This window comes from Gordonia sp. UBA7860 (genome assembly GCF_002500165.1).
Classification (GTDB): Bacteria; Actinomycetota; Actinomycetes; order Mycobacteriales; family Mycobacteriaceae; genus Gordonia; species Gordonia sputi.
Genome location: NZ_DLSO01000160.1, coordinates 1 through 10,408, shown reverse-complemented (window position 1 = coordinate 10,408; position 10,408 = coordinate 1). Strand labels below are relative to the sequence as shown.

11 protein-coding genes and 1 pseudogene are annotated in these 10,408 nt (G+C 66.7%); 5 read left to right on the top strand and 7 right to left on the bottom strand.

Annotation, left to right across the window (positions count from 1 at the left end):
- Positions 1-101: 101 nt before the first annotated feature.
- Positions 102-491: a hypothetical protein gene (locus B3T59_RS20085; RefSeq protein WP_287004950.1), complete on the bottom strand. Its 390-nt coding sequence runs from the start codon at positions 489-491 to the stop codon at positions 102-104.
- A 73-nt stretch (positions 492-564) separates the two neighbouring features.
- On the opposite strand from B3T59_RS20085, the gene B3T59_RS20080 reads away from it, so the two are divergent.
- Entirely contained in the window at positions 565-1,281 is a 717-nt protein-coding gene (locus B3T59_RS20080; RefSeq protein ID WP_174273039.1) for a hypothetical protein, read from the top strand.
- Positions 1,278-2,504, top strand: coding sequence for an alpha/beta-hydrolase family protein (locus tag B3T59_RS20075; protein ID WP_005205257.1), 1,227 nt, complete (start codon positions 1,278-1,280; stop codon positions 2,502-2,504). Before B3T59_RS20080 ends, B3T59_RS20075 begins: the two co-directional genes overlap by 4 nt.
- Here B3T59_RS20075 and gatA read toward each other — a convergent pair.
- The 3 genes from gatA to B3T59_RS20060 form a co-directional block, all read right to left on the bottom strand.
- Entirely contained in the window at positions 2,456-3,955 is a 1,500-nt protein-coding gene (gene gatA, locus B3T59_RS20070) for an Asp-tRNA(Asn)/Glu-tRNA(Gln) amidotransferase subunit GatA (protein ID WP_064864015.1), read from the bottom strand. The two genes, B3T59_RS20075 and gatA, sit on opposite strands and share 49 nt — an antisense overlap.
- Complete coding sequence (gene gatC / locus B3T59_RS20065) at positions 3,952-4,281, bottom strand: Asp-tRNA(Asn)/Glu-tRNA(Gln) amidotransferase subunit GatC (RefSeq protein WP_064864013.1); 330 nt, start codon at positions 4,279-4,281, stop codon at positions 3,952-3,954. Before gatC ends, gatA begins: the two co-directional genes overlap by 4 nt.
- A 258-nt stretch (positions 4,282-4,539) precedes the next feature.
- On the bottom strand, positions 4,540-5,130 hold the full coding sequence (locus B3T59_RS20060; RefSeq protein ID WP_287004949.1) for an antibiotic biosynthesis monooxygenase: 591 nt from the start codon (positions 5,128-5,130) through the stop codon (positions 4,540-4,542).
- Positions 5,131-5,187: 57 nt separating this feature from the next.
- On the opposite strand from B3T59_RS20060, the gene B3T59_RS20055 reads away from it, so the two are divergent.
- Positions 5,188-5,856 carry a hypothetical protein gene (locus tag B3T59_RS20055; RefSeq protein WP_064864021.1) on the top strand — a complete coding sequence of 223 codons (669 nt, stop codon included), beginning with the start codon at positions 5,188-5,190 and terminating at the stop codon, positions 5,854-5,856.
- A gap of 42 nt (positions 5,857-5,898) precedes the next feature.
- Here B3T59_RS20055 and B3T59_RS20050 read toward each other — a convergent pair whose 3' ends face one another.
- Together B3T59_RS20050 and B3T59_RS20045 are read right to left on the bottom strand one after the other, a co-directional pair.
- Entirely contained in the window at positions 5,899-6,222 is a 324-nt protein-coding gene (locus B3T59_RS20050; RefSeq protein WP_064864011.1) for a nuclear transport factor 2 family protein, read from the bottom strand.
- 98 nt (positions 6,223-6,320) lie between these two features.
- Positions 6,321-7,100, bottom strand: a complete 780-nt coding sequence (locus B3T59_RS20045) for an SDR family oxidoreductase (RefSeq protein ID WP_064864009.1) — start codon at positions 7,098-7,100, stop codon at positions 6,321-6,323.
- A 75-nt stretch (positions 7,101-7,175) separates the two neighbouring features.
- Here B3T59_RS20045 and B3T59_RS20040 point away from each other — a divergent pair, with 75 nt between their 5' ends.
- Positions 7,176-8,087 carry a LysR family transcriptional regulator gene (locus B3T59_RS20040; protein ID WP_064864007.1) on the top strand — a complete coding sequence of 304 codons (912 nt, stop codon included), beginning with the start codon at positions 7,176-7,178 and terminating at the stop codon, positions 8,085-8,087.
- Here the strand turns inward: B3T59_RS20040 and ligA are convergent.
- Entirely contained in the window at positions 8,056-10,176 is a 2,121-nt protein-coding gene (gene ligA / locus B3T59_RS20035; protein WP_287004948.1) for an NAD-dependent DNA ligase LigA, read from the bottom strand. The genes B3T59_RS20040 and ligA overlap by 32 nt on opposite strands.
- A gap of 66 nt (positions 10,177-10,242) precedes the next feature.
- On the opposite strand from ligA, the pseudogene B3T59_RS20030 reads away from it, so the two are divergent.
- Positions 10,243-10,408: pseudogene (locus B3T59_RS20030) on the top strand (MmcQ/YjbR family DNA-binding protein); the annotation flags it as partial.

Genomic DNA, 10,408 nt, shown 5'->3' with positions numbered 1-10,408 from the left:
ATGAACGACAGCACAAGGATTGCGATGATGTGCGTCACCTGGATCGACCACGGCCACCCGCCCACCGTGGGAACCACCGACCCGATGATCATCGCCGCGAGCTACGAGATCGCCCATCCCACAACGGGAGCCGACCACCCCAGCGCAACCGGCCATGCGATCGCCGCGGCCACGGCGGGCATCGCGTACGCCGGAACGTCGTGCGTCAGGCTCGATGTCGGCCATGCCACAGCGAACAGCACTGCGGCACACAGGAAGAAGAACACATTCGCGCGCGACGAAAAATAGCGTCGCACATCGGGATCCGACAGCGCGGGAATAGCGCGCACCTCGTCGACGAGGGCGGAGCCGGCCTTACGGAGCCCGGTCCGCACGTGCTTCATCATCAGATCACCTCGTCGTCCACCGTAGACGAGTCGGCTCACGATGTCCTCATACCCAAGAGGGAGATCGGGGTCGCTCTGCGGTAGTGGGTCGACGACAGCGGTCACCGCGAATGGACTGTGCGACAACCCCACTCGCGGCCGATGTGGGTTGGTGCTCCGCATTTCTAGCGTCGATGACATGACTTCGAGCCACCGACTCCCCCATCGCACCCACCGACGTCGACGCTGGTCAGCCGCACTTCTGCTCGTCAGCGTCGCCGCGTTCGCCACCCTCCCCATGACGCCTGCCGGCCACGCGGCCGCGCAGTCGGCGGTCGCTTCGACGTCGAACACCGACACCTCCGACCACACCGCAACCACCGAAGACCCCGCGGCGGCCGCGGTCGTCAGGCGCCTTCTCGACGGCAACGGCGCCGGGGCACTAGCTGCCCTCCCACCCGACTTCGCTCCGACGATGGGGTACCGACCGGTGCTCGACGACGGCAAGGCGAGCAATCCTCATGGCGGCTGCTCGTCACCGGTCCCCATGCCCGCGTCGTTCGAACCACTCTGTCGCACTCATGATTTCGGCTATGACCTGCTGCGCTACTCGGCGCGGGTCGGCCATCCGTTGGGCGCCTGGGCGCGACTTGGCCTCGACACGTCGCTCGTGACGCGGATGCGTGAGACCTGTCACGACCCGCTGTGCGGGGGTGCGGCCGAGCTGGCACGCGTAGGACTCGGACTCAACACCTGGCACGAAGGCGAGGGCCCGCCACAAGACCGCAACAACCTCCTCACCGCGACGTTCTCGGCGATCGGACACCTCGTCCACGGCGATATCCACGGCGATCCCGACCGGAACAGCGACGCCGAGCGCGATGGCGCACAGGCACCGTCGGGGGCGACACGATGACGATCCCGGGGACCGATCGAGCACTCACCGCGCCTTCACCACCCCATCCGGCGATCGCCTGGGCGATCGTGCTCGCCGCCGGGGTAGGTCTCTGGCCGTCTCCTCTTCCGCGGACGCCGTGGCTCGCGGGCGTCGTGGTCGCCGTATGCGCCGCCGTTGCCGTGAGCGCCACGATGGTCGGGCTCAGACTGTGCCATCGTTCGCGGCGTGCGACTCGATGGTCACCAACCATCGCGGCGGGTGCGTTCCTGACGGTCGCGGCCGCGGCAAACATGTGGTGGCAGAACGGGATTCGCAGCGAGCTGGGCTACGCCCCGGTCGGCATCGAGTGGTTGGCGTTCCTGATCGGGCCGACACTAGCGGTGGTCGCCGCGATCGTCTGGCTGCCACGGCTGAGCGCGCTGGCCGTGGCAGGCGCCGTTTCAGTTGTCGCCGGACTGCTCACGCCCGCCTCGGGCACAGCGTCGGCGTCGACGTTGAGCGCCCAGGTGACCAGCGCGCGCGACGCGAATGCCCTTGTGCAGCAATGGGTCGACGCGGGCGGCCGCGGCGACGACGCCGTGCTGATCGCGGTCCCGACGGGCTCGGGTTGGATCGACGCCGGTGCGGTCACCGCGATCGGTGAACGCGTCGGCCGGATGCACACCATCACGCCCCGCTACGCGTCGACGCAGTCGTGGCGGGCGTTCGTCACCGACCGGGACGCCGCCGGACGCGCGTCTGTCGCTGTCGTTGCGGCAGTGACCTCCGCACTCGATTCCGTTCCCGCACAGCAACGTCCGCGCATCATCCTGTACGGCCAGAGCCTCGGCGCGATCGGAGCGGAGACGGCGCGGGTCTGGGCCGACGACCATCGACCCGGCACTGTCAGTGCCACCGTTCTCTCCGGGGTTCCCGCGGACACCGTCGCGACGCACACGCACGGATCGCCGCGCATCGTGATGGCGAACGCGACCGATCCGGTGACCACCTGGTCGGCGGCGGAGATCTGGCGCACTCCGTCACGCCCCTCCGAGACGGTCACTGTCGGCAAACCCACCCGCCGCGTCCCGTGGCTGCCCGTGGTGACGTTCGTGCAGAACTCCGCCGACCTCGCGGGATCGCTCGACGGTCCCGCAGGCGTCGGCCACCGGTACTCGGGGCTGGATCAGGCCCGAGGCCTGCCCGGAACCGATCAGACGATCGGACCGCGGGCGGCCTCGTATGCAGCGCCCACCCGGTAGAGCCGGTCGTCGGCGAGTGCGGGAGCCATGATCTGCAGTCCGACGGGCAGCCCGTCGTCTGCCGACAGACCCGACGGCACCGACATCGCCCCGACACCCGCAAGATTCACCGGGAGTGTGCACAGGTCGAAGAGGTACATGCTCAGCGGATCGTCGACCTTGTCGCCGATGGGGAACGCGGTGGTCGGCGTCGTCGGCGAAACGAGGACGTCGACGCTCTCGAACGCCGTCGAGAAGTCGCGCGCGATCAGTGTGCGGACCTTCTGTGCCTGGCCGTAGTACGCGTCGTAGTAGCCCGACGACAAGGCATAGGTACCGATCATGATGCGGCGCTTGACTTCCGGACCGAATCCGGCCTCGCGTGTCAGTGCCATGACCTCTTCGGCGCTGTGCTTACCGTCGTCGCCGACGCGCAGCCCGTACCGCATGCCGTCGAAGCGAGCGAGGTTCGACGACACCTCACTGGGGAGGATGAGGTAGTAGGCGCCGAGAGCGTAGGTGAAGTGCGGGCAGGAGACCTCGACGACCTCGGCGCCACGCTCGGTGAGCGTGGCGACCGCCTGCTCGAACGAGGCGAGCACGCCGGGCTGGTAGCCCTCGCCCTGCAGCTCGGTCACGACGCCGACCCGTACACCCGTCAGATCACCGGACGCTCCGGCACGTGCGGCGCCGACGACGTCGGGTACGGCAACGTCGATCGAGGTGGAATCGCGCGGGTCGTGTCCCGCGATGACCTCGTGCAGCAGCGCGGTGTCGAGGACGGTGCGGCCACACGGGCCACCCTGATCCAACGACGACGCGCAGGCGACGAGTCCGTAGCGGGACACCGTGCCGTAGGTCGGTTTGACGCCGACCGTCGCGGTGACGGCGGCGGGCTGACGGATCGAGCCACCGGTGTCGGTGCCGATCGCCAGCGGCGCCTGGTACGACGCGAGCGCCGCGGCGCTGCCACCGCCGGAACCGCCCGGAATGCGCGAGGTGTCCCAGGGATTGCGCGTCACCTGATAGGCGGAGTTCTCGGTGGAACTGCCCATCGCGAACTCGTCCATGTTGGTCTTGCCGAGGATCGGGATGCCCGCCGCACGCAGCCGCGCGGTCACGGTCGCGTCATACGGAGGAACCCAGCCCTCGAGGATCTTCGAGCCGCACGTGGTGGGCGCGTCGGTCGTGGTGAACACGTCCTTGAGCGCGAGCGGCACGCCGGTGAGCGGCGACGACGCCTCACCGGCCGCGACAGCGTCGTCGGCGGCCTTGGCGGCGACGAGCGCCTCGGAGCCACTCACATGCAGAAACGCACCGAGCTGGTCGTCGATCTCGGCGATGCGGTCGAGGTGCGCCTGGGTGACCTCGACCGACGAGAGCTCTCGGGACGCGATCTTCTCGCCGAGTTCTGCGGCCGAGAGTCCGGTGATGTCTGTGGCGGCGCGGGTGGCCGGTGTCTGAGAACTCACTGTTCCTCCCCCAGGATCTGCGGAACGGCGAACCGGTCCTGCTCGACGGCGGGCGCACCGGAGAGCGCCTGTTCGGTGGTCAGGCCGGGCTTGACGACGTCCTCACGCAACACGTTGGCCAGCGCCGCCGGGTGGGCGGTCGGGGGAACGTCGTCGGCAGCGACCTCGGAGACCTGCGCGACATGCGTCAAGATCGAATCGAGCTGTTGGGCATAGAGATCGAGCTCGACGTCGCTCAGCGCGAGCCGCGACAGCCGCGCCAGGTGCGCGACCTGCTCACGCGAGATCGTCGAGCCTGCGTCCTTCGACCCAGATCCGTCAGACATTTGAAGAGATCACGTCCTTCCTCACCAACAAACCCACCGGCATCGGCGAAAGCGCACCGACAACCCCATCAAGCCTAGGCGACGACGCTCTCGGCCGATTCGACGCGGTCCTCGACGATGAGCTTGCCGACGAGGCGCGACCCCGACCGCGAATACACGTGTTTCTGACACACGCGCGCGAAGCTTCGCTCGCACCTGTCAGAAGCACGTGTTTTCTCCGGGCCGGGAGTGTCAGTCGGCGACCACATTCGACGCTCCTCAATGGAGCCACGCCTTGAGTCGACGGGTGATCCACGGCAGCACCAGGTACACCATGAGCGGAGTGTTGATCAGTGTCGCGATCAACGTCTTGAGCACCAGGGGCATCCCACCGAGATGGGGAATCACCAGGAAGTTGATCAGCAGAGACATCGGGAAGAAGCCCAGCCAGATGGTGACCGCCTGCTTCCACCGCGGCGGCGGTGCGCCCATCACCCGGACCGCGTTGGTCAGCGTCGACTGTGGTTCGAACCACCCCTCGATACCCGAGAGGCGATGCGTCGCATACTCGACGGCCACACCCTCACCGCGCGACAACCACGCTCTGCGCACCGGCGAGGAGTTCCAATCCTCGAGCGCATCGTCGTCGGCGAAGCGGTAGACGACGTAGTACTCGTCGGGCTTGCTGCTCGACCGCAACCATCCGCCGCCGAGGAAGCCGGGGAACGTGCGGGCCAGCGCGATCCCGGCGTCTGTCCAGGTGACGAAGTCGTGTTCACGCCCTGACTCGATGCGTCGCGCGACGGACGTCGTGACGTGCTGTGTGGCGGGCGCGTCGTCGTGATCGGGAACCGAAACCATGTCCTCCATCGTGGCAACAGCGCGCGGCCTATGCCATCCGAGCACGCCCGCGGCCACGGTGCGACAATGTCGCACGTGTCATATCTGCTGCGCGTGTACCTCGAGGACCGCCCTGGCAGCCTCGGACTGCTCGCCGTGCAGCTCGGGTCCGTCGGCGCCGACATCCTGTCTCTCGAGGTCGTCGAACGGGGCGACGGTTACGCCGTCGACGACCTCGTCGTCGATGTCACACCCGGCTCGCTCCCCGATGCGTTGATCACGGCGGCCGAACGGGTCACCGGCGTGCGCGTCGACTCCATTCGTCCCTACAGCGGGCTACTCGACACTCACCGTGAACTCGAACTGGTCGACCAGGTGGCCACTGCAGACCATGACCGCCTGCAGGTCCTCGTCGACAACGCACCCCGCGTACTGCGTGTGTCGTGGGCGATGGTCGTCACCAGAGCCGCAGGTGGCGTGCTCTCGCTCTACGGCAGCTCCGGTGCGCCCGAGACTCCGCTGACCAGCGCTGACTGGCTTCCGCTCAGCGAGGCCGCGCAGCTCGATCCCGACGCCGACTGGGTGCCCGGGGCCTGGCAGGAGATGGACACCCGCATGGCCGCGGCCCCTCTAGGTGATGGCAGGAAGGCCCTGCTGCTCGGCAGGATCGGCGGGCCCGACTTCCGGCCGTCGGAGATCGCGCGTCTCGGCTACCTCTCGGGCATCGTCAGCACAGTGCTCCGCACCGAGACGTAGCCAGCTGTCACACACCTGAGCGGGAATTGACGAGACGACGAGTCACTCGCGAATTGTCATGCGCGACAGCTTGTCTCCGCTCACGGTGTAGGTGAATGTCGACGGGCCATTGAATCCGTCCCCGCCGACAGTCGCGATGACGACGGTGTCGGCATCGGTCGTGGTGACCTTCGTGACGTCGAGAGTGACGTTCTTACCGATGAATTCGTTGTCGCTCCAACCGGTGATCGCGTCGGGTCCGGTGAAGACCCGACCCCAATCGTCGACGGAGCCGTCCGGCGTAAAGGCGTCGAGAAACGCCTGCAGATCGCCCGCGTTCGTCGCGTCGATCGACGCGGCGACGGGAGCGGGTAGCGAGGTGGTCATGTGATCTCCTTGATGAATCGCGTCGGGCAGGCACTCGGATCCGCAAGCAATCCATCGGTGCCAGGTGAGCAAGTACGGCCAGATCCAGTCTGACCGGGTCAGCGCGTGGTGTACCCCCCGTTCGCGAAGATTGTTTGTCCGGTGATCCAGTGCCCTTCTGTCGCAAGGAAGGTCACGATCGGCGCGATGTCTTCGATTCGGGTGAGCCGGTTTCCCATCGCCTGTGACTTGTGGAATTCCACACGCTCCGGCGTCTCTTGCGGATAGAAGAACGGCGTGTCCATCGGTCCGGGTCCGATGTTGTTGACCGAGATGCCGCGATCGGCGAACTCCTTGGAAGCCGCGCGGGCGAAGTGCTCGACAGGCGCCTTACCGCCGGCGTACGTCGAGTAGCCGTCGGTGTAGGCCGCGAGCAGAGAGGTGACGATGGTGATGATCGCACCGTCGTCGTTGAGTCGCTTTCCTGCTTCCTGAAGAAAGAAGTACGCAGCCTTAGCATTGATGTCGAACATCGAATCGTATTCGGCCTCAGTCGTTTCGACGATGGGCTTGCGCAGCACCTTGCCAACGGTGTTGACCGCGATGTCGACGCCACCGAATGCGCCGACAGCCTCGTCGAAGAGCGCGGCGACCGCGGCAGGAGCGGTGAGGTCTCCCTGAACGATGATCGCCTTGCCGCCCAGCTCTTCGACCGCGGCCGCGGTCTTCTCCGCCTCCGGCCTGCTGGCATCGCTGTTGTAGTGGACGGCGACGTTGGCGCCGTGTCCCGCGAGATCGCGCGACACGAGTCCACCGAGATTCTTCGCACCTGCCGCCACGACGGCACTCTTGCCGTCGAGAGGGCGAGTGAGAACGGATGAGCTCTGATTTTGCGTCATGCCTCCGACGGTAGGAATCCCGATACTCCAATTCAATCGGATCTTGCTGGACTTTACTCAAGTAAGATTTGCGCTATGTCCGAGTTGGGAGACGCTGCCGCACTGGACACCCGACGGCTCGAACAGTTTGTCGCCGTCGCGCAGGCGGGGACTCTGGCGGCAGCGGCAGAGCAGACGTTTCTCACTCAGCAGGCGCTGTCGACGGCATTGCGCCAACTCGAGCGCGAGGTCGGCGTCGCGTTGTTCGACCGGTCGGGTCGACGACTCGTGCTGACCGCGGCAGGCGAGGATCTCCTCGAGGGGGCGCTTCCACTACTCGCGGGCGCGCGCGGACTCGCGCGATCGGTCCGACGTCGAGCAGCCGGGGTTCCCGACCCTTTCACCATCGGACACTCACCCGCCCTGTCGGGCGACGAGGCCTTCGCGCTCATCGAACCCGCGCTCAAGCTGCATCCCGACGTATCGGTGACGCTGATCAAGACTTTTCCCGACCGGTTCACCGACCAATTGTTGTCGGGCGAGATCGATCTCGTGATGCGTCGCGGTGTCGAGACACCGCCGCAACTGACCTCGTCGATCGTCACCTACCATCCGCTGCGGCTGGCGATGGCGGCCGACCATCGCCTGGCCGACGCAGACACCATCTCGGTGCGAGATCTCGTGGACGTGCCCATCGTCGTGTGGGCTCCGGAGCGGCATTCCTTCTACACCGACTTCTTGGTCGCGCATCTGCGCCGCAGCGGCGTGGAGCCGACGTTGCGCGTCTGCCGTGTCCAGGGTGCTCCACCCGCGACAGCAGTACTCGTCGACAACAGCGCTGTCGCGTTCGTGACCGATCCCGCCGGCGCCAGTCACGAAAGTCGGGTCATCGTCAAGGATTTCGACTATCCGCCGCTGACCCCGGTGCAGGCGCTGTGGCTGCCGCACACGGTTTCAGCGTTCAGGTCATCACTGCTCAACTCGGCTCCGGGTCAGACTCCGGAATAGCACGCGCAGGCCCCTCCCCCGTTTCCAGCAGACGCTTGAAATCGTCTTCGTCGAGCACGGGCACGCCGAGTTGTTCGGCCTTGGCCGCTTTGCTGCCGGGCGCGTCGCCGACGACCACGTAGTCGGTCTTCTTCGATACCGACCCCGACGCCTTGCCGCCGCGCGCCAAGATGGCCTCCTTGGCGCCGTCGCGGGAGAAGTCCTGTAGCGAGCCGGTGACGACGATGGTCTTGCCCTCGAGTGTGCGCACGATGGACTCGTCGCGCTCGTCCTCCATGGAAACCCCTGCAGCACGCCACTTCTCGACGATCTCGCGGTGCCAGTCGACGGCAAACCAGTCGTGAATGCTCTGCGCGAGGGTTCCGCCGAGTCCCTCGACGTCGGCGAGTTGTTCGGGCGTCGCGTCTTCGATCGCCTGTAGCGAGCCGAATTCGGTTGCGAGAGAACGCGCCGCGGTGGGGCCGACGTGACGGATCGACAGCGCGACGAGCACCCGCCAGAGCGGAACATCCTTGGCGCCTTGCAGATTGACGAGCAGACGCTTACCGTTCGCCGAGAGCTTGCCGTCCTTGGTGGTGAACAGGTCGACCTTGGCGAGATCGTCGGCGGTCAGTGAGAACAGGTCGCCCTCGTTGACGATGACCCCCGAGCTCAGCAGTGCGGTCGCTGCCTCGTACCCGAGCGCCTCGATGTCGAAGGCGCCGCGGCCCGCGAGGTGGAACAGCCGCTCGCGCAGCTGCGCGGGACAGGATTTCGCGTTGGGACAACGGATGTCGGCGTCGCTGTCTTTCTCGGGCCGCAGCGTGGAACCGCATTCCGGACAGCGCTCCGGCATCACGAATGCGCGCTCACTACCGTCGCGCAACTCCACCACCGGACCGAGCACCTCGGGAATCACGTCGCCCGCCTTGCGGATGGTGACCGTGTCGCCGATCAGCACACCCTTCCGGCGGACCTCCGACTCGTTGTGCAGCGTGGCGCGCGAGACCGTCGAACCTGCGACGAGCACCGGTTCCATGAAGGCGAACGGCGTGACGCGCCCCGTTCGGCCGACACCGACCTTGATGTCGAGCAGCTTGGTGGTGGCCTCCTCGGGCGGGTACTTGTACGCGATCGCCCAGCGAGGAGCGCGCGAGGTGGAGCCGAGCCGACGCTGCTTCGCGAAGTCGTCGACCTTGACGACGATGCCGTCGATCTCGTGCTCGACGTCGTGGCGGTGCTCGCCCCAGTAGGCGATACGGTCGAGGATGGCGTCGGCTCCCGACACCTTGCTCGTGTGCGTCGACACCGGTAGCCCCCACGCCCCGATGGCAAGGTAGGCGTCGTGCAGAGACTTCGGTTTCCAGCCCTCGGTGTGGCCGAGCCCATGGCAGATCATCCGGAGCCGACGTCTGGCTGTGATCTGCGGGTTCTTCTGCCGCAGTGAACCCGCCGCGGAGTTGCGGGGGTTGGCGAAGGGGGCTTTGCCGTCGTCGACGAGCGATGCGTTGAGCGCCTCGAAATCCTCGACGCGGAAGAACACCTCACCGCGGACCTCGAGAACATGCGGGATCGGGTACTCGTCGGTTGCGGACAGCCGCGCCGGGACGTCTTCGATGGTGCGGGCGTTGAGCGTGACGTCCTCGCCGGTGCGTCCGTCGCCGCGGGTGACGGCGTGGTCGAGTACGCCGTCGATGTAGACCAGCGCGAGCGCGACGCCGTCGATCTTGAGTTCGCACAGGTACTCGGTGCCGACACCGACCTCCTCCTCGACCCGCGAGACCCACGTGCGCATCTCGTCGCCGTCGAAGACGTTGTCGAGTGACAGCATCCGTTCGAGATGGTCGACCGGGGTGAACGCCGTGGAGAATCCCCCACCGACCAGCTTGGTCGGCGAATCGGGCGTTGCGAGCTCGGGATGCGTGTCCTCGAGTTCCTGCAGTCGACGCAGGAGATGGTCGAACTCGCCGTCGGAGATGATCGGCGCGTCCTTGACGTAATAGCGGAACTGGTGGTCGCGTATCTCTTCAGCGAGCTTCGACCACTGCTCACGCAGATCCGCGCTGGGATCCCTCGTCGTGGGATCCGTGGTTCCGACGTCTTGTGCCACCCTCAAAGACTATCGAAGGGCACCGACACGCCCTCCCGCTCGGCTACCGTCCCCTATCGTCGACCTATGCCGCACCCCATCGCGTTCGACGATGCCGATCCGCTGCTCGGCCGAGTGCGCACGATCGCACTCGCGCTACCCGACGCCACCGAGGTCGTCGCACACGGCCGGCCGACGTTCCGCTGCGGGAAGATGTTCGGCACCTACGGCGGAAGCGTCAAGGGCGGCGAGC

Excerpts from the sequence above, each read along its gene's own strand:
- B3T59_RS20075 (WP_005205257.1), top strand. The coding sequence starts at position 1,278 with ATGACGATCCCGGGGACCGATCGAGCACTCACCGCGCCTTCACCACCC.
- B3T59_RS20045 (WP_064864009.1), bottom strand. The coding sequence starts at position 7,100 with ATGACGCAAAATCAGAGCTCATCCGTTCTCACTCGCCCTCTCGACGGC.
- gatC (WP_064864013.1), bottom strand. The coding sequence starts at position 4,281 with ATGTCTGACGGATCTGGGTCGAAGGACGCAGGCTCGACGATCTCGCGT.
- B3T59_RS20050 (WP_064864011.1), bottom strand. The coding sequence starts at position 6,222 with ATGACCACCTCGCTACCCGCTCCCGTCGCCGCGTCGATCGACGCGACG.
- B3T59_RS20080 (WP_174273039.1), top strand. The coding sequence starts at position 565 with ATGACTTCGAGCCACCGACTCCCCCATCGCACCCACCGACGTCGACGC.
- B3T59_RS20040 (WP_064864007.1), top strand. The coding sequence starts at position 7,176 with ATGTCCGAGTTGGGAGACGCTGCCGCACTGGACACCCGACGGCTCGAA.
- B3T59_RS20055 (WP_064864021.1), top strand. The coding sequence starts at position 5,188 with ATGTCGCACGTGTCATATCTGCTGCGCGTGTACCTCGAGGACCGCCCT.
- B3T59_RS20060 (WP_287004949.1), bottom strand. The coding sequence starts at position 5,130 with ATGGAGGACATGGTTTCGGTTCCCGATCACGACGACGCGCCCGCCACA.